Origin of the sequence: Cobetia sp. 1AS1 (genome assembly GCF_029846435.1) — a bacterium.
GTDB lineage: Bacteria > Pseudomonadota > Gammaproteobacteria > Pseudomonadales > Halomonadaceae > Cobetia > Cobetia amphilecti.
In genome coordinates this window covers 16,659-37,325 of the sequence record NZ_JARWKU010000010.1, presented here as the reverse complement: position 1 = coordinate 37,325, position 20,667 = coordinate 16,659, and the positions used below count along the sequence as shown (strand labels likewise).

Genomic DNA, 20,667 nt, shown 5'->3' with positions numbered 1-20,667 from the left:
GTCATGAAAAACATGTCTTTCGCCTCTCACGTTGTTTCTACTGGGCTGCACACAGTCGGGCTGCGTTCAGCAGGGCTGCGCTCTACTGGGCTGCGCAACCGCCTCGGGCTGGCCAGCCTTACCGTGGCCGCCACGCTGCTGTTGAGCGGCTGCAGCCTGCTCGCCCCGCAGCCGCTGGAGGCTGTCAGCCCGATGCCGGCGCTGGCGAGTCTCGAGCAGACCAGTACCCAACGTCTGATTCTGCGTGTGGCGCGTATAGAGAGTGATGACAACGCACAGCGTGCAGTCGATGCCGAGGCTGACGAGAGTGCGCAGGAGCACAACCTGCCGCCTCTCATCGGCGTACTGCGTCAATCGCCCGAGGCCATGCGGCTGGTCATGCTCAGCGTGCAGGGCCAACGCCTGCTGACGCTGGTGCACGACGCCGATGGCAGTCGTTTCGAGAAGGCGCGCCCCGAGGTGCTCGAGAAGCTGCCCTTCAGCGCCGACTGGCTGGCGCGGCGTATCGCCTGGGTACACTGGCCGCAGGCCGCGATCGATGACGCCTTTGCGAACACAGGCTGGCAGCTGGTACAACGCGGCGACTGGCAACAAGGTCGCCAGCCCGCGCAGCGCATCATCACGCAAGATGGTGTGACCATCGCCGAACTGACCCGCGATGCCAGTGGCCGCGTGACCCTGCGCGACCCGGCGGCCGACATGCAGCTGACGCTGGAACCGCTGGCAGCGCCCAGCACACAGAACGCCCTTGACGACTCACCGGAAGCTCCCGCGCATGACTGAATCTGTTGCAACCGTGGCCACCGCTACCCCCAAGGGCCGCGACACTGGCAACGCCTGCCGCCTGTCTCGCCCCGGCATCGTCTGTCCGCTGGGCGCAGACCACGGCCTGATCAGCAGTGCGCTGTTCAGCGCCAGCCGTGGCCTGCGCGTCAGTGATGACTTCAGCCCCGGCACGCTGCTGTCACTGGGGCGCGTCACCGCGCGGCTGGTGGATGACAGCGACTGGCCGGCCCCGCTGCGCTCACGCAACAACCGCCTGCTGGCCACCGCGCTGGAGCAGCTGGCACCGGAGCTTGAAGCCCTCAAGCGCCAGGGCATCGCGCCGGAGCGCATCGGCGTGGTGCTCGGCACCAGCACCTCCGGCATCGGTGAGACGGAAGCCGCGATGAACGCCCAGCGCGCCGCCGTCGCCCAGGGCACGCCGAGCGCCGACAGCTGGCCGCAAAGCTTTGAATATCGTCGTCAGGAACTGGGCGCACCCGCCGAGTGTGTTGCCTGGCTGAGCGGCGCGCGTGGGCCGATCTACACCCTCTCCACCGCCTGCACCTCCAGCGCCAAGGCGCTGGCCAGTGCGCGACGTCTGCTGGCCTCCGGCCAGTGCGATGCGGTGATCGCCGGTGGCGCCGACAGCCTGTGCCACATGACGGTGAAAGGCTTCATGAGCCTGGAGGCCGTCAGCCGCAAGGAGAGCCAGCCGCTGGGGGCCGAGCGCGATGGCATCAATCTGGGCGAGGCCGCGGTGCTGTTCGTGGTCACGCCGGAGCGCGGTGGCGTACAGCTGACCGGCGTCGGCGAATCCAGCGATGCCCACCATATTTCCGCGCCCTGCCCCGATGGCAGCGGCGCCGAGGCCGCCATGCGCGGCGCGCTCGCCAGTGCCGGCCGCGCCCCCGGCGAGATCGACTACATCAACCTGCACGGCACCGCCACGCCGCTGAATGACGCGATGGAAAGCCTCGCCATCAGCCGCCTGTTCGGTACGGACGCCGACTCTGACAGCGGTTCTGATGCCGGTTCTGATATCGATCACGCCCGTCTGCCCGCCGTCAGCTCGACCAAGGCCCTCACCGGCCATACGCTGGGCGCCTGCGGGGCACTGGAAGCTGCCTTCTGCTGGCTGGCGCTGGAACATGGCCGCCTGCCGCCGCATGCCACGCCGCGTGAGGCGCTGGACCCGACACTGCCTGCGCTCAATATCGTCTATCGTGACCGCCCCGAGACCCCGCCGCTGCGGGTGATGAGCAATGCCTTCGCCTTCGGCGGCAACAATATCTCGCTGGTGCTGGAGCGCCACACCACCGACCCGGAGTCCTCTGCATGCTGACCCCGAGCACCGACTCAGTTTCCCTTGCTGGCGCCGATGTGCAGCCCCGTGAGGCGCGCTATCCCGCCATGCCCTGCGCCATCGGCCCCTATGTGCCCCATGACGCCGGCATGTGTCTGCTGGATAGCGTGCTGCGCTGTGACGAGCATTCGCTGAGCGCCGATATCACCCCGACGCCAGACAACCTGTTCGCCGAGCCGGACGCCGACGGCCAGGCCGTGATTCCCGCCTGGGTCGGGCTTGAGTGGATGGCGCAGGCCATCGCCGCCTGGTCGGGCCTGCAGGCCGCGCGTAGTGGCCAGCCGCCACGGGTCGGCTTTCTGCTCGGGAGTCGCCGCTATGAGAGCGAAGTCACCGCCTTTTCCTGCGACTGTCGCTGGCAGATTCATGTTCAGCTCGACTATCGTGCCGACAACGGTCTGGGCGCCTTCGAGGCCACCATCAGCGACGAACACGGCGCCACTGTCGCCCGTGCCGGCGTCAATGTCTTCGAGCCCGCGCCCGAGGCGCTGCCCTCCGCGGCGTCTACGCAAGACACCGCACAAGAATCCTCACCCGGACAGCAGGATGCTGCCGGTGCCTCATCGCAAGGTAATGTCTGATGTCTGTCACATCCCCCGCTACTGAAACTGCCACCGCCGCCCCTGAAGCACGCGAGTGGATTCTGGTCACCGGCTCCAGCCGTGGCATCGGCCGCGCCATCGCGCTGCGTCTGGCCCGCGAAGGCTACAATCTGGTGCTGCATTGTCGCTCGCGCCGTGACGCCGCCGAGGAAGTCGCGCGTGAGATCAGCGCCCTGGGCGGTGAATCGCGCATCCTGAGCTTCGATGTCGCCGACCGTGAGGCCGCGCGCAGCGCGCTGGAAGCCGACATCGAGGCCCACGGCTGCTACTACGGGGTGGTCTGCAATGCCGGTATCCATGCCGACAACGCCTTCCCGGCGCTCACCGATGAAGACTGGGACAGCGTGATCCGCACCAACCTCGATGGCTTCTACAACGTCATCAAGCCGCTTTCCATGCCGCTGGTACGCCGCCGCAAGCCGGGACGCATCATCGTGATGTCCTCGGTGTCGGGCATGATGGGCAATCGGGGTCAGGTCAACTATTCCGCCGCCAAGGCCGGGCTGATCGGCGCGGTCAAGGCGCTGGCGGTGGAGCTGGCCAAGCGCCGCATCACCGTCAATGCCGTCGCACCGGGCGTCATCGCCACCGAGATGACCGAAGGCGTCGAGATGGAAGAGGCGCTGAAGATGATTCCCATGCGTCGCGCGGGGGAAGCCGAGGAAGTCGCCGCCACCGTGGCCTTCCTGTGCTCGAAGGACGCCGGCTACATCACCCGCCAGACCATCGCGGTGAACGGGGGGATGTTCTGATGACGACTTCCTCTCACGCACTGCGCGGCAGACGTGTCGTGGTCACCGGCATGCATGGCTTCTCGCCCATCGGCAATGACTGGCCGACCCTGCGCGCCAACCTGGCCGCCGGGCGCACCGGTATCCGCTATATCGAGGACTGGGACAAGTACGACGGCCTCAACACCCGCCTCGGCGCACCGGTCAACGATTTCGAACTGCCCAAGCACTACAACCGCCGCGCGCTGCGCAGCATGGGGCGTGTGGCGCAGCTGGCGACCCGCTCCAGCGAACTGGCGCTGGAAGCGGCTGGCCTGAGTGACAGCCCGCTCAAGGAGAGCGGCCAGATGGGCATCGCCTACGGTGCCTCGGCCGGTGAGCCGGATGCGGTGGCCGACTTCGGCAACATGCTGATCAACCACTCCACCGACGGGCTCAGCGCCAATTCCTATATCCGCATGATGGCGCATACCGCGCCGGTCAATATCGGCGTGTTTCTCGGCATCAAGGGGCGGATCCACACCACCTCCAGCGCCTGCACCTCCGGCAGTCAGGGCATCGGTTACGCCTATGAGGCGATCCGCTTCGGCCGCCAGACCGCGATGGTCGCCGGTGGCTGCGAGGAGCTGTCCGCCGCCGACGCCGCCGTGTTCGATACCCTGTTCGCCACCAGCACCTGCAATGAGCGCCCGGACCTGTCACCGCGGCCCTTCGATGCCGAACGTGATGGCCTGGTGATCGGTGAAGGCGCCGGCACGCTGATTCTGGAAGAGCTGGAGCACGCTCTGGCGCGCGGTGCGACCATCCACGCCGAGATTCTCGGCTTCGGCACCAACTCCGATGGCCGTCACGTCACTCAGCCGGACGCCAACATGATGGAAGCCGCGATGCGCATGGCGCTGGAGGATGCCGGTGTCGAGGCCTCAGAGATCGGCTATGTCAGCGCCCATGGCACCGCCACCGAGCGCGGCGATATCGCCGAGAGCCATGCCACCCATGCCGTGTTTGGCGATTCCACGCCGATCAGCGCCTTCAAGAGTTACACCGGCCATACCCTGGGCGCCTGTGGCGCGCTGGAGGCCTGGATCGCCATCGAGATGATGCGCGATGGCTGGTTCCACGGCACCGCCAATCTCACCAGTCTCGACCCGCGATGTGCGCAGCTCGACTATCTCACCGGCGCAGGCCGCGAGATCGAGACGGACACCGTGATGAGCAACAACTTCGCCTTCGGTGGCATCAATACCTCGCTGATTCTGCGTCGCTGGCAGGGCGAGTGAGTCATTGGCAATCTGATCTGGCGCCAGTCATCACGCTTCGCGCTGACGCCTTTGCAGGGTGTCGCCAACGTACGACTTTGCAGCGGGTCGGATCTGGAGCAAGATACGCGCCCGCTGCATGGTCTATGGTGTGATTGGCTCACGCCCCTGGCTGGCTGACGGCGATATTCACTGGCGTCGCGCCAGTCAATCACCCTGTTAGGAGAGGTCTCAGATGGCGTCACGTTCTGCTCAGTCGCTCGCATCCTCGAAACGTTCCGCGGCACCTGCCACGCGCGCCCGCTCGGGTCGCGCCTCGCGTGTGCTGACACTGGTGTCTGCACTGCTGCTTGGCTCTGCGGGGCTTGTGGCCTCCGCTCCGGCGGTGGCGCGGGACACGCAGCACTTCCTGCCGATCATGCCGGTGATGGCCAGCACCGCGGCCAGTCAGCGACTGGGCAAGGACGTGGCCTTCTTCTTCGGTGACAAGCAGCCCTACGAGCGGATCGAGAAGCGCGGCTGGGCGCGGGTGAACCCGAAGACCAACGCGACCAACAAGAGCGATGCGGAAGCCTGTCGCTGGGTGTTCCTGTCGGCGCTGCGTGAGCTGCAGGAAAAGGCGCGCGAATACGGGGCCAATGCGGTCATCAACATTCGCAGCGACTATGACAAGGTGCCCTACTCCAGCAGCGAGAAGTACGAGTGCCATGCGGGCAATATCGTCGCGGGCGTCGCTTTGCGTGGGGATCTGGTGATCCTGCATCCGAAGAACTGATTCGCCATCATGACGGCCAGGCAAGGCAAGGATGTGAGCGGGACAGGCGAGCCGGTTGAGGATAACTCGGCAATCGAGCCTGCGACGCGCCCGACCGATCACCCCGCCTACCGCTGCGTGGTGCTGGGGCATGATGCAGCGGATGGCTCCGCTTCGCTGAGCGCTGGTTCACTTAGCACTGGCTTGCTTAACAACGAGCCGCCAAGCACCGAGCCGCTGATCTCGCATGATCCCCACGCCCTCGCCGCTTCCCTGGCATCTGCGACTGGCGGCGCTGCCCGCGTCTTGCCGAATCACTGCTCTGAATCCTCCCCTCGGCCAGCCCGCCTGTGGCTGGCCGAGGCCTGTGTGCTGCCAGCATCCTGTGCTGATTCGGCTGCTCCCTCTATCAACTCCTCGACGGATGCTTCACGCCGTCGCTCGCTGCGCGCTCGCCAGCCAGATGTGGATAACGCGGACACACCTGCGTCATCTGCCAAGGCCCGCCGTCGCCAGCAACGTGACGCCGAATCGCTCCTCGCCCGCCTCCTGCTCGGCGAACTCGCCGCTGCCCAAGGCATTGTGCTGCCACTGACCGACTGGTCGCCCCGTGGCCAGGCGCCCCACCACCCTGCGCTACCGGCAGGCTTCTACGTCTCCATCGCCCACCGCCACGGCCATGTACTCGTCGGCCTCGCCACCCTCCCGCTCGGGCTGGACCTCGAATACCACAACCCCCGCCACGCCCACTACCTCGACGCCCGCATCGCCATGCTGCCTGCAGACGCACGCGAACGCCTCGCCGAGGTATCACACCTCAACGAGACAGAACGACTTGACGGGTTTTATCGAGAATGGGTGAGGTATGAGGCGGCGTTCAAGTTAATAAGATAATGCGTCTTAAGCTCAGGATTTCCTAGCATCTCTGATATACATGGCAGTTCCATTGCCACGCATTTCTATGGAAAACAGTTCTGATGCTCTAACTAAATCCCCAAGCTTTTTATACCCATAATTAATAGATGAAAAAGAACTTTTATTAGACATATAATGTCCCACTCGGCCTAATAAAGACCACCCATCGTCTTCTGAAGATTGCTCTGCAGCGTTTCTTAGCAAATTGACTAATGCTGTATCACTTCTAAGCTCATTCCTACATCTTGGAACTTGGCTACTATCATCTGGTATATCCGTAACTGGCTCTTCATAATACAATTTTTCAGTATATATAAATGTCGAACAAGCATCTACAAAAGGTCTCGGAGTCTTTTGCTCTCCAAAACCATAGACAGGGAATCCTCCTTCAAGCAGCCTCAAGACTAATGGTGTAAAATCGCTATCACTAGTCATGAGCGCAAAAAGATCAATATTACCACTATAGAGGAGATCCATAGCATCTATAATCATTGCAGAGTCAGTAGCATTTTTACCTTTCGTAAAGGCAAACTGCTGCATAGGCCTTATAGCATTTGGATGAAGCTTTTCAATCCATCCTGATAGCAAAGGGCTGTTCCAATCACCATGGGCATGTCTGACATTAACTACACCATATTTTGCAAGCTCTTCTAGAACCCCTTCAATTGAATTATGACTAACATTGTCACAATCTATCAAAAGCGCAATCCGTTGCTCTCCAGCCATCAGCTCATTCCCTTGTTAGAAGTTTTAGTGGTTACAAAAATTATTTCTTAAGTACTCAACACCTTCAGTAGTATTATTTTCAACCAGTCCCTTTGCAACCATTTCATCATATATTTCAACAATTTTCACGACATCATCCATGGAAATTTTATCATCATCGAGTAAAGCTTGTAATATCTGTCTAATCCTCTTGCCATATATTTTTGACCTGACATTTGATAAACGCTCTATCAAGAAGAATGACTGCGCAATAGAGAAGCTACGCTCGATACCCCCAAAGAAATATTTAGATGCTTGAATTACCCCCATAACCCTGAATTCATACCTTACGGAAGATAAGTACATATCTAGCTGCTCGTCTTTATCTATAACTTTAGTAAACCACTTGGCTAAAAGTATCTCTACAATCTTTCTTCTTTTTGTTTTACTAAAATCTTTTATAAACAATGTACGAACTAACTGCTGTGTAATAGTCGAGCCACCTGACCTTGGGTGCAATTTCAACGAGGACAATATAACTCTTGCAAGCCCCTTCCAACTCACACCGCTGTGACGGTAAAACTCTTTATCCTCTATTCGCACTGCAATTTGCTTGAGGGCCTTTAGGTCAATATTTAATCTCTGAGCTTCGTATACAGATAATTTTGCATGATAAACAATATGCTCTATTCGCTCCTCGACTTTTAACGAGAGTAGCTTAGACACATACTGAGTAAAAACAAGAAGCATACTCTCGTGCTTATCTAGCAAAGCGTGCCTATATAGGAAACAAAAGGCAACAAAAGCAAGGAATGATGCTGGAACAGAGACAACCAGATCAGCATTCAAAGTAGAAGCTATTGACAACCCGCCTACATCTAATAAAATAGTCAAAATAAAGTATATTACAAAAGCCGAGATTCCTGATATGGCATAGCATGGATATGCTACGTAAGTTTTCCAGCCTGGAAACATACGTATGGCAAATGGTTCATTAGCTCCTTCAATTCGCCAATTAGGAAGAACGAGCTGAAACTCACCATATTTAACACCGAGCACAGTTCTCAAAACAACTACTTTTCTAGCCGCATATACTATTGATTTTTGTCTTGCAGCAAAATGAAACAAAAATAGAACTGTAAATAGAATAGTGATAATGAGAATAGCAAAAAGCATAGACTCAACTGGCATCAAAAAATCTTTATTACCTGTAATGCTTTCCAATTTACCTAAAGTCAGTGAACCGAATGCTGCACCTATTACAATCGCGATATTAGCCGCGCTCAAGAAGACCTTCTCTTCCGTTTCTAACGTTTTTGACGCCGACCTATACTCTTCAAGAATCATTTCATTATTATCAAACTTAAACGTTGGGTAGTGCTGCTTCCAACCTGGGTTATCGCCACTATTCATCCAAAACCACCTATAAGCCCATCATGCAAAGAAAACATTTCTTAACACTTATACCCTAAACGACTAATAATAAAAAACCCCGCCAGAGAAATCTCTGCCGGGGTTAGGAAAACCATACTGCGAGTTACTTAACGGCGGCGACCACGGTAATTTCACACAGCAGTTCCGGGCTGGCCATGGCGGCTTGTACGCAGGCGCGGGCGGGGGCGTGGCCTTGTGGTACCCAGGTGTCCCAGATGTCGTTGAAGGTCTTGAAGTCGTCCATTGTCTTGAGATAGACGGTGGCGGAGAGCAGGTGCTCGCGGTCGGTGCCGACTTCTTCCAGCAGCGCATCGACACGCGCGAGCATGCTGTTGGCCTGGTCCGTGATATTCCCGAAGCGATGGTCCGGACCGGCGACCTGGCCACACAGGTAGATGGTGTTGTTGTGGATCACGGCGCGGCTCATGCGCGGCTTGGTGTCATGGCGTTGGATGTTCATCGAGAGTGTCCTTGTGCTGTTCTTCTTGGGTAGTGGAAAAATGCCCCCAGCGGTGCTGATACAGAAAAGACCGCTGGCGAAGCAGGGTGAGATCAGTCCTTCAGCGTTCCAGATTCGCGCGAGCGGCGCAACGCGACCTGCGGGGGATATTACCCTGCATCATGGGAACCTGTGGTTTCAGTTATGGGGGCTCTTGTAGTGGCTCTTGTGGTGACACCTGTTGTTTCACGCGTGCTGCCGGTGATGCAGGAAAACGTGCGTGAACTCAAGACTGCCGGTATACGAAGACACCCGCCAGACAGCAAGACGCCGCGCCCGAGAGATTACGGAAGCGCGGCGTCACGGCAATGATGGAACGGCTCGCTCATCAGCCAATGCTCGGAGAGCCGCCTGAACGACTCAGACACGGCTCAGCGCAGGATCAGCAGCGGCACCGTGGCGTTGCGAATCATCTCGGTGGTGGTGCTGCCGACCAGCAGCTGACGGATGCGCGAGTGGCCGTAGGCACCCATCACCAGCATGTCGATGGCGTGCTCCTTGGCATATTCGCGCAGACAGGCTTCCACCTCCCCTGCTCTGAAGCTGGCCTGCACGCTGAAACCTGCCGCGGTGAGGGTGTCGCGCGCGGCGTCCAGCGGGGCCTGATGCTCCACCGACTCCGCGCCGACCATCACCAGATGCAGCTCAGCGCCTTGCAACAGCGGGCTTGCCGCCAATACCTCGACGGCGCGCTTGATGGTGGTGCTGCAATCGAAGGCGATCAGCACCCGCGTCGGCTGATTGAACTCGCCCGGCACCACCAGTACCGGACGATGTAGGCTGCGAATCACGCGCTCCAGATTGCTGCCCAGGTGCTCGCTGGCCTGCTCCGCCCCTTCACCGCGCTTGCCGATCACCAGCAGGCGAATCTCGTCTTCCAGCTCCGCGAGGGTCTCGACCAGCTCACCATTGCGCTGGCGTGGGCGCGGCTCCGCAATACCCGCCTGCACGGCGCGCTCGTAGGCGGCCTCCAGCATCAGCCGGCCCTGCTCCTGGGCGATGCGCCCGCGCTGCTCATCCAGGGTGGCGAGCTCTTCCAGCAGGTGCTCCCGCGCGCCGAGCCCGATGCTGCCGGAGAGATCACTGCTGGTCTCGCCCGCCCCTTCCTGGCGGTCGATCACATGCAGGAAGCTCAGCGGCGCCGAGAGACGTTGGCTTGCCCATACGGCGGCATCACACACGGAGACGGCAAAGGCGGAGCCGTCAATGCAGGCGGTGACCTTGTCATGGCCTGTCAGGGCACTGGCAGAGGATTGGCTCATGGCGTGCTTCCTTATGCTGACGATCAAGGTGGCGCTTCAGGCGCCTGTTTCGAGATTACCACTTTCCGACCCCACCAACGCAAACGGCGGGCAGCCCGTGAAGGACTGCCCGCCGTCTTTACGCATCAATCACGCTGCTGGTGCCACCGCCCTCGATCAGGCAGGTGGCGCCAACAGGATCAGTGACCCATCAGCTTCTCGACCGCATCAGGCTTGTCATGCACCGCGAAGCGATCCACCAGCGTGGCGCTGGCTTCATTGAGGCCACGCATCTCGACCTCAGTACCCTCGCGGCGGAACTTGACCACCACGGTGTCCAGCGCGCCGATGGCGGTGATGTCCCAGAAGTGTGCACGGCTGACGTCGATGACGACACGCTCGACGGTCTCCTTGAGGTCAAAACCGGCCTGGAACTGCTCGCTGGAGGCGAAGAACACCTGACCGACCACGCGGTATTCGCGGGTACGGCCATCGGCATTCATGTCGCTGCCGATATGCAGCACCTGACCGATCTTGTTGGCGAAGAACAGCGCCGAGAGCAGCACGCCGACCAGCACGCCGATCGCCAGGTTGTGGGTCGCGACCACGACGGCCACGGTGCCCAGCATGACGATGTTGGTGGACATCGGGTGGGTCTTGAGGTCACGGATCGACTGCCAGGAGAAGGTGCCGATGGAGACCATGATCATCACCGCGACCAGTGCGGCCATCGGAATCTGCGAAACCCACGGGCCGAGGAACACGACCAGAATCAGCAGCACGACACCCGCCACCATGGTGGAGAGACGCGTACGACCGCCGGACTTCACGTTGATCATCGTCTGGCCGATCATCGCGCAACCCGCCATGCCGCCGAGGAAGCCGGTGACGACGTTGGCCGCGCCCTGGCCCTTGCACTCACGGTTCTTGTCGGACGGCGTATCGGTCAGATCATCGACCAGGGTGGCCGTCATCAGGGATTCCAGCAGGCCCACGACTGCCAGCGGCAGCGAGTACGGCAGGATGATCCACAGGGTTTCCAGATTGAAGGGAATGTCCGGAATCAGGAACACCGGCAGACTGTCCGGCAGCTCGCCCATGTCGCCGACGGTACGGATATCCAGACCGACGACCATCGCGAAGATGGTCAGCACGATGATGCAGACCAGCGGCGACGGCAGCAGCTTGCCGACCTTCGGCACCAGCGGCAGCAGGTAGATGATGCCGAGGCCGGCCGCCGTCATGGCGTAGACGTGCCAGGTGACGTTGGTCAGCTCCGGCAGCTGGGCCATGAAGATCAGGATCGCCAGCGCATTCACGAAGCCGGTGACCACCGAGCGCGACACGAAGCGCATCAGCGAGCCGAGCTTGAAGTAGCCGAAGATGATCTGGATCACGCCGGTCAGCACGGTGGCGGCCAGCAGGTATTCCAGGCCGTGGTCCTTGACCAGGTCGACCATCAGCAGTGCCATGGCACCGGTGGCAGCGGAGATCATGCCCGGACGGCCACCGGCGATGGCGGTCACCACGGCGATGGAGAAGGAGGCATACAGGCCGACCTTGGGGTCGACACCGGCAATGATGGAAAAGGCGATGGCTTCGGGGATCAGGGCCAACGCCACCACCAGGCCGGACAGGATGTCGGGCCGGAGGTTGGAGAGCCACTGCTGTTTGAGGCTGCTTGTCATCGAGTCGTCCGCAACAGGTTGGGGAAGGTGGTGTGCGTGCTGAATCCTGGCGCTGTCGAGTCAGTCTGGCGTCCGGTTGTTGCAATCTTCATCACTGCCGTCAGGGGCAGTGCCGCTCGCGCCTGGCTCGCGTCGTGAAGTCGCCGTCGTTTCCGGTCGCCCTGTGGCTTTCTTCGCGCCATGAGCTATTCGCTCCGGTCGCCGTGAGGCGTCCAGAGGGCTGTCATTTGACAGTGAATAAACTCGGGGATGGGCAGGATTGTATCAGTTGCCGCCCGCAGACGCATCCGCAGAAGGCGTACGCGTGGCCTGCAGGTGACGCAGGCGGCGGTCGATCAGACTCTTGATCAGCATCGCGCCCAGCACCATGGCGCCGCCCACCCAGCCGCGCAGGGTCAGCGACTCGTCCAGCACCCACCACACCCACAGGATGCCGAACACGCTTTCCAGCAGCATCAGCAGTGCCACCTCGGCGGACGGCAGATACAGCGGGCCACGCTGGATCAGCGTGAAGCCCAGCGGCGAGAGCACCAGACACAGCAGCACCAGCCAGCCGGCGCGCTGGGCGAAATCAACGCTGTGCGAGGGCCATAACTGGGTGAGCACGCTCTCGAGGCCCTCTGCTGCACCCTCCCCTACACCAGAGACCGCCAACCATATGCAGGCCAGCAGGCCGCACAGCGCGGTCAGCAGTCCCGACAGTGTCAGCATCGGACTCATGTCGAGGCCCGGGCGCGTGCGGCACAGCGTGAAGTTGCCCGCCAGTGACAGGCTGCAGCCCAGCGCGAGCAGGTTGCCGGTCAGCGAGCCGCTGCCCGCCTCGTCCATCACCAGCAGCGTGATGCCCGCCAGCGAGACCAGAATCGCGCCCCATACATGGCGCGGCTGGCGCTCGCCCAGCCATAGCCGCGACATCAGCGCCGCGAACAGCGGACTGGCGGCGAGGATGATCAACACATTGCCGGCGCGGGTGTATTGATTGGCGAGCACGAAGCCCAGCGTGGAGCCGGTGAACAGCAGCGCGACCCACAGCCCCGTGCGCCCGCAGCCACGCATGCGCGCCAGCGCACTGGCGAAGCGCTGGGCAGGCCCTCCGCGCTGGGTGAGCAGCAGAATCAACGCGAAGCCGATGGCCGTCAGCAGGCCGCGCCAGAACACCAGCGGACCATCGGCGACATCGGCGAGACGCAGCAACAGCGCATCTGGCGAGATCAGCAATACGCCCAGCGCCGTCAGCGCGACGCCGCGCGCCTGCAGGGCTCTGGCATCCGGACTGTGATCGCGGGCGAGGTGGGAGTCAGTCGACGGCTTCATGCACGCTCAGTCCGATTCGATGGACAGGTGCGACTGACGCCAGTCGACCACCGGCCAGCCACGCGCTTCGGCGAACTGGCGCAGCGGCGCATCCGGCTGGGTGGCGTGGGGATGATCAACCCGCTCGAGCAGCGGCAGGTCGTTGTGGGAATCGGAGTAGCCCCACAGTGCCTGCGGCGCACGCTTGAGCTGGCTTGCGTCTTCCAGCCAGGCATCCAGCGCCGCCAGCTTGCCTTCGCGGAAGGTGACGATGCCGGTGGTCTCGCCGGTGAAGCGGCCCTGATCATCGAAGGCAGGATGGGTGGCCAGCGCGCCATCGGCGGTCAGGCGACTGGCGATGGGGCCGACCAGATGATGCATGGAGGCGGAGATGATCAGGGTGCGATGGCCCGCCTCGCCGTGTTCGGCCAGCCGCGCGATACCGCCTTCCAGCAGACGCGGCATCACCATTTCTTCCACGAAATCATCGACTTCGCGACGCACCTCATCGCGATGCCGCCCGATGAGCGGGCTGAGCAGATGCCCCGTGTGCTCGTGGATATCCAGGGTGCCGGCGTGATACTCGCTCTGGTGGCGCTCGCCGATGGCCATGAAGGCCTCGACATCCTCGATCCAGCCACAGGCGGCCATCCAGCGCATCCACATGCCGGTGCAGTCGCCATCGAGCAGGGTATCGTCGAGATCGAACACCGCCAGCGGGGAATCCAGCTGGCAGAAATGGCGCAGATACCCCTCACCCGGCGGGGATAACGGTGGCAGCAGCGTCACGGCATCGCAGTCGGCACAGAGATCCGCCAGTGGCGAGCGGCGGACCTCTACCCCGGGGGCAGCATTGAGGGCGCGCGGCGCAGCAGAGGGTGAGGGCATGGTTCGAGTCACGACAGGCTCCGAGTGGACGAGGGAGTCAACGGCTTCCTGCCGTTACTGCGTGACCCTCGCATGCGGCGCCGCGCTGGGCAAGTCCGTCGCGCCTTCATGACTCGCTGTCGCTGCGTGCGGCGCTAGCGCTGGGCGAGTCGAGCGAGTGCCAGACTGGCAATCGCGGTGTCCTGCACCCCGGTACCGGTAAGGTCTGCCACCGTGATGCGGGTATCAGTGGCGGTTTCGGTCTGTTCACCCCTGTTCTTTTCACCCTCACGCAGACGACGCCCATCGGCCAGCAGATTGCCCAGCTCGTAGACCTCGCATGCCTTGGCCTGGTCTTCATCCAGCCCCTTCAGCTCGCCATTGATTTCCGACTGGGCGCGGCTGTCACACACGAAGTAGTCGCAATCGGTCAGCACGTCGGCTTCCAGCTCGCGCTTCTCGGGGCTGTCGGAGCCCATCGCGGTGACATGCACGCCTTCCGGCAGCATCGAGTATTCCAGCAGCGGCGTGTGAGACGGCGTGGCAGTGATGATGATATCGGCGTTCTGACACACCGCATGCAGGCTGTCATGGCTGCGCACGGTGAGGCCCAGACGCTGCTCGGTGTCGCGTGCGAAGCGCTCGCCGCGCTCCTTGTCACGCGCCCAGACATCGACACTCTCGATATCGCGCACCAGCCGCAGCGCCTCCAGCTGCAGGCTCGCCTGCTCACCGGCGCCGATCAGCGCGACACGCTTGCTGTCGGGGCGCGACAGGGCCTCTGCCGCCACGGCACCGGCCAGTGCGGTGCGAATGGCGGTGAGATAGCCGCCGTCATCCAGCAGGGCCTTGGCCAGTCCCGTCTCGGCGGAGAACACCACCATCAGGCCATTGAGGCTTGGCAGGCCGCGGGCGGGATTGTTGAAGAAGCCGGGGCTGATCTTGATCGCGAAGTGCTTGAGCCCCTGGATGTGGGCGGTCTTGACGTCCACCTCGCCGTTGGCCTCCTCGATGGCCATCGACAGGATCGGCGGCTGCACCACCTTGCCTTGGCCCAGCGCGATGAAGGCATCGCGAATGGTGCCAAGCGCCGTGGCGTCCAGCCCCACGACCTGCTCGATCTGTCCACGGGAATACGTCTGCATGCTTTCTTGAGTCGGTTCCGTCATGCGCCCTCCTCCTGGTGTGCCATCATCTGTCTCACGCTGTGAGCCATGGGCGAATAAATCACTGCTGAGCGTCCGCCAGCAGTGCTCGAGCCTGATCGAAGGTCTCCAGACTGACCCCATTGCCGCTGATGATCAGCGCGACACGCTGGCCGCGGATCGACTCGGCCAGCGCCGGGTCGGTCTCGCCCAGTCGCGAGGCCTCGAGTGCGGCAAGCCCGACCACGGCGGCACCCTCGACCAGCAGCTTCTCCTCTTCCAGCAGCATCAGCATGGCGCGGGCGATGGCGCGCTCGCTGGCCTGATGGTGTTCATCCATCACGCGGCGCACCAACGGCAGCGTGGTGTGATTGCCAAGCCCGATGCCGCCGCCCAGCGAATCGGCGAGACTGGCGACCTCTTCCACCTCCACCGGTGTGCCCGCCTGCAGGCTGTGCCACATGGCCGCGCCTTCGGTGAGGCTGATGCCATGCACGCGGGTCTCGGGGCGAATCGCCTTGAGCGCCGCCCCGATACCGCCGAGCAGGCCGCCGCCGGACAGTCCGATCAGTACCTGATCGAGCTGCGGGCAATCCTCCATCAACTCAAGCCCGATGGTGCCCTGACCGGCCGCGATCAGCGGGTCATCGAAGGGCGGCACCGCCAGCATGCCCTCCTCCTCGACCAGCCGATTGACCTCGTGGAAGGCCTCGTCCTGGCTGCGGCCGACCCGGCGCACCTCGACACTGCCGCCAGTGGCACCGCCCAGCTCACCCAGCGCCTCGATGGCACGCACCTTGTTGGCGGGCACCTGCTCGGAGAGACAGATGACCGCCCTGAGGCCACGGCGCATCGCGGCGTAGGCCAGCGCGCGACCATGATTGCCGGTGGAGGCGGTGGTCACGCCGCGCTGGAGGCGCTCGTAGGCCTCCCCGGCGGCCTGCTCCGCCACGGCAGCCAGCAGATTGCTGGCCCCGCGCAGCTTGAAGGCGCCGGTGGGCTGGCGGGTCTCCAGCTTGAGCAGAATCTCGGCATCGAAGCGTCGCGACAGCGCCGGTGAAGGCACCAGCGCCGTGCGTTCGACACCCGTGGCCATCGATGAATGAAACAGCCGCTGGCGCGCGGCATAGATATCGGCCAGCGCCAGCGGCGTTTCCCGTGTGCTCTTGAGCGGGGGTAAGGTCAATGCCATGGCTTACTGATCACCAGACGTGAGATCGCCATTGTCGACAAGCTCCTGATACACCTTGTCCACGGCGCGACGCGCGCGGGCAACGATGTCATCGATTTCCTCAGGCGTGACCACCAGCGGCGGCGCGAAGCCGAGGATGTCGCCCTGCGGCATGGCGCGAGCGACCAGGCCTTCCTCGAGGGCTGCCGCGGAGATGCGCGGGCCGACCTTGAGCGCTGAGTCGAACGCCTTGCGCTGTGACGGCTGCGGCGAGAACTCCAGCGCCGCCAGCAGGCCGATGCCCCGCACATTGCCGACGATGGGGTGATCGGCGAAGGCTGCCTGCATGGCGTTCTGCAGATAGGCGCCGGTATCGCGGGCGTTGTCGACCAGGCCCTCGCGACGGATGATCTCCAGGTTGGCGACACCGGCGGCGGCGCCCAGCGCATGGCCGGAGTAGGTCCAACCGTGGCCGATGGGGCCGAATTCGCCGGTGCCCTGCTCCAGCACCTTCCACACGCGGTCGCCGACGATGACCCCGGACAGCGGCTGATAGGCGCTGGTCAGGCCCTTGGCGATGGTGACCAGGTCCGGCTTGATGCCGAAGTGCTGGTAGCCGAACTGGCTGCCGATGCGCCCGAAGCCACACACCACCTCATCGCAGATCAACAGGATGTCGTGGCGCTTGAGCACGGCCTGGATGGCCTCCCAGTAGCCCTCCGGCGGCGGCACGATGCCACCGGTGCCCAGCACCGGCTCGCCGATGAAGGCGCCGACGGTCTCCGGCCCTTCGGCCTGGATCATCGCTTCGAGCTTCTCGGCGCACCAGGTGGAGAATTCACGCTCGCTCATCTCGGCGCACTCGGCGGGACGGCGGTAATAATCCGGCGCCTCGGTGTGCAGGATGCCCGGAATCGGCAGATCGAAGTGATCATGGAAGGCCGCCAGCCCGGTCAGTGAGCCTGAGGCGATGCCGGAGCCGTGATAGCCGCGCCAGCGCGAGATGACCTTCTTCTTCTCCGGCTTGCCGATCACGTTGTGGTAATAGCGCACCAGCTTGAGCTGGGTCTCGTTGGCATCACTGCCGGACATGCCGTAATAGACCCTGGACATGTCGGGGCCGGCCAGTTCGAGAATCTTCTCGGACAGAGCGATCTGCGGCTCGTTCGAGTGGCCTACATAGGTGTGGTAGTAGCTGAGCTTGAGGGCCTGCTCGTGGATGGCATCGGCGACTTCCGTGCGTCCGTAACCGATATTGACGCAGTAGAGGCCGGCGAAGCCGTCGATCAGCTCACGCCCGTCACGCTCGCGGATGCGGATGCCTTCGCCACCGGTGATCACGCGGCCCGGTGCATCGCCCTGGGCGTAATCGCGCAGGTGGGTCGAGGCATGGAAGGTGACCTTGCGATCACGGCGAATCAGCTCATCGGTCGAGGTCGCGTCGTCGAAGCTGGCGGCCTGGCTCAGGGTGTTATCGGTGCTCATGTGACTCTCCGAATGCTCAACTAGGGGCGATCGACCGGCGGTGCTCAATGGCCACCGGTCGCCATGATCGACATGTGACAGTGAAGGATGTCCGTCTCAACTTCCGGAGGCGCTTTCCAGTCCACCCAGACAGTAGTACTTGATATCAAGATATTCCTCGAGCCCCTGACGGCCACCTTCGCGACCCAGGCCAGATTGCTTGACGCCGCCGAAGGGAATCGGCGCGCCGGTCATCTTGACGGAATTGACCGAGACCATGCCGAAGCGCAGGCCACGCATCAGTTGCCAGATGCGGCGCACATCGTGGGTATAGACGTAGGCGGCGAGGCCGTATTCGGTGTCGTTGGCCATCGCGATCACCTCTTCCTCGTCGTGCCAGGCGGTGATGCCGGCCACCGGCGAGAAGGTTTCCTCGCGCCAGACGCGCATGTCCGGCGTGATGTCGGCCAGCAGCACCGGCATGAAGAAGTTGGGGCCCGGTGCCATGCTCTGGTCGCCGTGGATCAGTCGTGCGCCGCGCTCGACGGCGTCATCGACGATGGTCTGCGCCTTGGCGACGGCGTCGCGGTGGATCAGCGGGCCAAGGTCGATCCCCTTCACCTGGCCATTGCCGACCTTGAGCTGCTTCATGATGCGTGCGAAGTGGCTCAGGAAGTCCTCGTAGAGGCTGTCGTGGACCAGGATACGGTCGGCCGCGAGGCAGTCCTGACCGGAGGTCTGGAACTTGGCATCGACGGCGGCGCGCGCAGCCTCCTCGGGGTCCATGTCCGGTCCGACGATGAAGGGCGCATTGCCGCCCAGTTCAAGCGAGACGCGCTTGACGCTGTCGGCGCACTGTTTCAGCAGCAGACGCCCGACCCGGGTGGAGCCGGTGAATGACAGCCCGGCGACGCGCGGATCGTCACACAGCTGCCTGGAGACCTCGGAGGCCTCACCGGTGATGACGCTGAAGACACCGGCGGGAATGCCGGCGCGCTCGGCCAGCTCCGCCAGCGCCAGCGCCGAGAACGGCGTCTCGCCGGCCGGCTTGACCAGCACCGTGCAGCCCGCCGCCAGCGCGGCCGCGGCCTTGCGGGTGATCATCGCCAGCGGGAAGTTCCACGGCGTGATCAGCGCCGCGACACCGATAGGCTCACGCACGGTGCCCAGCGCGGCATTCGGGATATGGCTGGGAATGGTCTCGCCGAAGGCACGATTGCCCTCCTCGGCGAACCAGTGAACGAAGCTGGCGCCGTATTCCACCTCGCCACGCCCATCGTCCAGCGACTTGCCCTGCTCACGCGTCATCAGCATGGCCAGGTCTTCCTTGTGGGCGCGGATGAGGTCGTACCAGGCATCCAGCAGCTCGCCGCGCTGGTCGACGCGCAGCTTGCGCCATTCACGCTGGGCCGCATCGGCAGTGGCGATGGCGGCGTCGATCTGCGCCTCCTCGAGCCACGGCACCTGACCGAGACGCTCGCCGGTGGCGGGGTCGAAGACCGCCTCCTCACGCCCGCCTTCACCATGCACCCAGCAGCCATTCACGTAGGCGAGCTGGCGAAACAGGCGCGGGTCTTCCAGGGCAATGCCTTGGCTGGCGAACTGGGTGGGCTCGGACGTCGCTCCGTCCTGGGAAGTTGCCCACTGTCGTGCAAGAGATTGAGCACTCATCGCTTGTCTCCCGGGCCGCACGGCCGTCATCTGAGAAGGCGGAACACCGCCAAAGACAACGCCCACCGAAACGCGGCGGGCGTCATGTGATGACCTCAGTGTGGGGGAGATGAGACGTGGAGACTTTCGGAATACCCGCCAACGACTTGGCATTCTTTCTGTTGTGGCGGGCAAAGTGCGGATTCTTTCTGTGTGGCGAGTTCCTGACTAGACCGTTATGGATCAGAGCGTCACTGATCGGACCGACATGGCTCAGGCGGTCACGACATCACTCTCGGTCAGCTCGGCGTAGAGTTCCGGGTAGGCTTCCTGAAGGCGCTCAAGCTCGGTGCGCGCATGCGGGATGGCATCGGTCAGCTGCTGCCATTCCTCATCACTGAGGTTGTCGCGCATCAGCGGGAACAGCTCCTGGCGCTCGGCACGTAGATAGTCACGGTGTGCCTCTACATACTCGCGCAGGTCGGCATTGAACTGGTCCATCGGGATGATCTGGTCCATCAGGATGCTGTCGAGATTGTCGGACAGCTTGTCCAGACGCTCGTGCAGGGTGCGATATTGCTGGATGAGGCGCTGACAGAGTGGCGCGGCGTCTTCGGAGCGTTCGCACAGCATCTGGGTGCATTGACGCTCCAGCGGAATGATGAAGCCCTGCATGTAATCGAGAATGTAATCCACCACCTCACGCATCATGCGAAAGTCGGGACGCTCACCACTGACGAGCGTCTTGTGGCGGTGCGAAAGCACGTGCAGCAGACGGGCCATGTTGGCGTGGTCCTGGCGCAGCTGAGTCACATTGGGCATGACTTCCTCCTCCTTACGGAACAGGTGGCCGATGCTGGCAGACAGCGCTGCCGCCTCGGGCATTGCTACCGAATGTAGCAATGTCGTCACCTAGAAGTGTAGGACACATCCCCCGAGCGCCAGTTAGACGTTGGGTGGGATTGCCTAAATGAGCGTGTCATGCTGTCAGGAAAACATGACAGTCTGGTGCAATGCCACGCGCGGCCTGAGGCCGCTGAAGGACCGCGTCGCCCCTGCTGATTTGTACAGGCCTGCAGGATCGGCCATGATGAGCGCAATACTGCCCCACGCCTGCCGGA

General features: G+C 62.5%; 19 protein-coding genes. 7 read left to right on the top strand and 12 right to left on the bottom strand.

Features of this window, described 5'->3' with window-relative positions; all coding sequences use genetic code 11:
- Positions 1-3: 3 nt before the first annotated feature.
- The 7 genes from QD280_RS14685 (at position 4) to QD280_RS14655 (ending at position 6,368) form a co-directional block, all read left to right on the top strand.
- Positions 4-783, top strand: coding sequence for a DUF3261 domain-containing protein (locus QD280_RS14685; protein WP_279839834.1), 780 nt, complete (start codon positions 4-6; stop codon positions 781-783).
- The gene (locus QD280_RS14680) at positions 776-2,107 is read left to right on the top strand and encodes a beta-ketoacyl-ACP synthase (protein ID WP_279839833.1); all 1,332 of its coding nucleotides are present in this window, start codon (positions 776-778) and stop codon (positions 2,105-2,107) included. The genes QD280_RS14685 and QD280_RS14680 overlap by 8 nt, the downstream gene beginning before the upstream one ends.
- Positions 2,101-2,709 carry a hotdog family protein gene (locus QD280_RS14675; RefSeq protein WP_279839832.1) on the top strand — a complete coding sequence of 203 codons (609 nt, stop codon included), beginning with the start codon at positions 2,101-2,103 and terminating at the stop codon, positions 2,707-2,709. Before QD280_RS14680 ends, QD280_RS14675 begins: the two co-directional genes overlap by 7 nt.
- Positions 2,709-3,482, top strand: a complete 774-nt coding sequence (fabG, locus tag QD280_RS14670) for a 3-oxoacyl-ACP reductase FabG (protein ID WP_213114482.1) — start codon at positions 2,709-2,711, stop codon at positions 3,480-3,482. Before QD280_RS14675 ends, fabG begins: the two co-directional genes overlap by 1 nt.
- The gene (locus QD280_RS14665) at positions 3,482-4,741 is read left to right on the top strand and encodes a beta-ketoacyl-ACP synthase (protein ID WP_279839831.1); all 1,260 of its coding nucleotides are present in this window, start codon (positions 3,482-3,484) and stop codon (positions 4,739-4,741) included. Before fabG ends, QD280_RS14665 begins: the two co-directional genes overlap by 1 nt.
- A gap of 214 nt (positions 4,742-4,955) precedes the next feature.
- Positions 4,956-5,495, top strand: a complete 540-nt coding sequence (locus QD280_RS14660; RefSeq protein WP_213114480.1) for a heavy metal-binding domain-containing protein — start codon at positions 4,956-4,958, stop codon at positions 5,493-5,495.
- A gap of 9 nt (positions 5,496-5,504) precedes the next feature.
- Positions 5,505-6,368, top strand: a complete 864-nt coding sequence (locus QD280_RS14655) for a hypothetical protein (RefSeq protein ID WP_279839830.1) — start codon at positions 5,505-5,507, stop codon at positions 6,366-6,368.
- Between the two features lie 12 nt (positions 6,369-6,380).
- On the opposite strand, the gene QD280_RS14650 is transcribed toward QD280_RS14655, so the two are convergent.
- The 12 genes from QD280_RS14650 to QD280_RS14595 all read right to left on the bottom strand — a co-directional run bounded on the left by QD280_RS14650 (position 6,381) and on the right by QD280_RS14595 (position 20,368).
- Entirely contained in the window at positions 6,381-7,115 is a 735-nt protein-coding gene (locus QD280_RS14650) for an NYN domain-containing protein (protein WP_131432607.1), read from the bottom strand.
- A 24-nt stretch (positions 7,116-7,139) separates the two neighbouring features.
- Positions 7,140-8,507: a biosynthetic peptidoglycan transglycosylase gene (locus QD280_RS14645; RefSeq protein ID WP_131432608.1), complete on the bottom strand. Its 1,368-nt coding sequence runs from the start codon at positions 8,505-8,507 to the stop codon at positions 7,140-7,142.
- Between the two features lie 124 nt (positions 8,508-8,631).
- Positions 8,632-8,988 (bottom strand): RidA family protein, encoded by a 357-nt coding sequence (locus QD280_RS14640; protein ID WP_043331456.1) that lies wholly within the window; start codon positions 8,986-8,988, stop codon positions 8,632-8,634.
- 410 nt (positions 8,989-9,398) lie between these two features.
- Positions 9,399-10,289: a universal stress protein gene (locus QD280_RS14635; protein ID WP_279832187.1), complete on the bottom strand. Its 891-nt coding sequence runs from the start codon at positions 10,287-10,289 to the stop codon at positions 9,399-9,401.
- Positions 10,290-10,468: 179 nt separating this feature from the next.
- Positions 10,469-11,956, bottom strand: a complete 1,488-nt coding sequence (locus QD280_RS14630) for a SulP family inorganic anion transporter (RefSeq protein WP_279839829.1) — start codon at positions 11,954-11,956, stop codon at positions 10,469-10,471.
- Positions 11,957-12,220: 264 nt separating this feature from the next.
- Entirely contained in the window at positions 12,221-13,270 is a 1,050-nt protein-coding gene (locus QD280_RS14625; RefSeq protein ID WP_279839828.1) for a DMT family transporter, read from the bottom strand.
- A 6-nt stretch (positions 13,271-13,276) separates the two neighbouring features.
- Positions 13,277-14,137 (bottom strand): HAD-IB family hydrolase, encoded by an 861-nt coding sequence (locus tag QD280_RS14620; RefSeq protein WP_054555611.1) that lies wholly within the window; start codon positions 14,135-14,137, stop codon positions 13,277-13,279.
- 134 nt (positions 14,138-14,271) lie between these two features.
- A complete protein-coding gene (locus QD280_RS14615; RefSeq protein WP_279839827.1) occupies positions 14,272-15,285 on the bottom strand; it encodes a cyclodeaminase in 1,014 nt (337 codons plus the stop codon).
- Between the two features lie 58 nt (positions 15,286-15,343).
- Positions 15,344-16,453: a pyridoxal-phosphate dependent enzyme gene (locus tag QD280_RS14610; protein ID WP_279839826.1), complete on the bottom strand. Its 1,110-nt coding sequence runs from the start codon at positions 16,451-16,453 to the stop codon at positions 15,344-15,346.
- A 3-nt stretch (positions 16,454-16,456) separates the two neighbouring features.
- On the bottom strand, positions 16,457-17,917 hold the full coding sequence (locus tag QD280_RS14605) for an aminotransferase (RefSeq protein WP_279839825.1): 1,461 nt from the start codon (positions 17,915-17,917) through the stop codon (positions 16,457-16,459).
- 96 nt (positions 17,918-18,013) lie between these two features.
- Complete coding sequence (locus tag QD280_RS14600) at positions 18,014-19,567, bottom strand: NAD-dependent succinate-semialdehyde dehydrogenase (RefSeq protein WP_084589215.1); 1,554 nt, start codon at positions 19,565-19,567, stop codon at positions 18,014-18,016.
- Between the two features lie 252 nt (positions 19,568-19,819).
- A complete protein-coding gene (locus tag QD280_RS14595) occupies positions 19,820-20,368 on the bottom strand; it encodes a hemerythrin domain-containing protein (protein WP_043331576.1) in 549 nt (182 codons plus the stop codon).
- Positions 20,369-20,667 lie beyond the last annotated feature (299 nt).

Bases quoted from the DNA above. Each gene is read 5' to 3' on its own strand.
- QD280_RS14685 (WP_279839834.1), top strand. From the start codon at position 4: ATGAAAAACATGTCTTTCGCCTCTCACGTTGTTTCTACTGGGCTGCAC.
- QD280_RS14680 (WP_279839833.1), top strand. From the start codon at position 776: ATGACTGAATCTGTTGCAACCGTGGCCACCGCTACCCCCAAGGGCCGC.
- QD280_RS14675 (WP_279839832.1), top strand. From the start codon at position 2,101: ATGCTGACCCCGAGCACCGACTCAGTTTCCCTTGCTGGCGCCGATGTG.
- fabG (WP_213114482.1), top strand. From the start codon at position 2,709: ATGTCTGTCACATCCCCCGCTACTGAAACTGCCACCGCCGCCCCTGAA.
- QD280_RS14665 (WP_279839831.1), top strand. From the start codon at position 3,482: ATGACGACTTCCTCTCACGCACTGCGCGGCAGACGTGTCGTGGTCACC.
- QD280_RS14660 (WP_213114480.1), top strand. From the start codon at position 4,956: ATGGCGTCACGTTCTGCTCAGTCGCTCGCATCCTCGAAACGTTCCGCG.
- QD280_RS14655 (WP_279839830.1), top strand. From the start codon at position 5,505: ATGACGGCCAGGCAAGGCAAGGATGTGAGCGGGACAGGCGAGCCGGTT.
- QD280_RS14650 (WP_131432607.1), bottom strand. From the start codon at position 7,115: ATGGCTGGAGAGCAACGGATTGCGCTTTTGATAGATTGTGACAATGTT.
- QD280_RS14645 (WP_131432608.1), bottom strand. From the start codon at position 8,507: ATGAATAGTGGCGATAACCCAGGTTGGAAGCAGCACTACCCAACGTTT.
- QD280_RS14640 (WP_043331456.1), bottom strand. From the start codon at position 8,988: ATGAACATCCAACGCCATGACACCAAGCCGCGCATGAGCCGCGCCGTG.
- QD280_RS14635 (WP_279832187.1), bottom strand. From the start codon at position 10,289: ATGAGCCAATCCTCTGCCAGTGCCCTGACAGGCCATGACAAGGTCACC.
- QD280_RS14630 (WP_279839829.1), bottom strand. From the start codon at position 11,956: ATGACAAGCAGCCTCAAACAGCAGTGGCTCTCCAACCTCCGGCCCGAC.
- QD280_RS14625 (WP_279839828.1), bottom strand. From the start codon at position 13,270: ATGAAGCCGTCGACTGACTCCCACCTCGCCCGCGATCACAGTCCGGAT.
- QD280_RS14620 (WP_054555611.1), bottom strand. From the start codon at position 14,137: ATGCCCTCACCCTCTGCTGCGCCGCGCGCCCTCAATGCTGCCCCCGGG.
- QD280_RS14615 (WP_279839827.1), bottom strand. From the start codon at position 15,285: ATGACGGAACCGACTCAAGAAAGCATGCAGACGTATTCCCGTGGACAG.
- QD280_RS14610 (WP_279839826.1), bottom strand. From the start codon at position 16,453: ATGGCATTGACCTTACCCCCGCTCAAGAGCACACGGGAAACGCCGCTG.
- QD280_RS14605 (WP_279839825.1), bottom strand. From the start codon at position 17,917: ATGAGCACCGATAACACCCTGAGCCAGGCCGCCAGCTTCGACGACGCG.
- QD280_RS14600 (WP_084589215.1), bottom strand. From the start codon at position 19,567: ATGAGTGCTCAATCTCTTGCACGACAGTGGGCAACTTCCCAGGACGGA.
- QD280_RS14595 (WP_043331576.1), bottom strand. From the start codon at position 20,368: ATGCCCAATGTGACTCAGCTGCGCCAGGACCACGCCAACATGGCCCGT.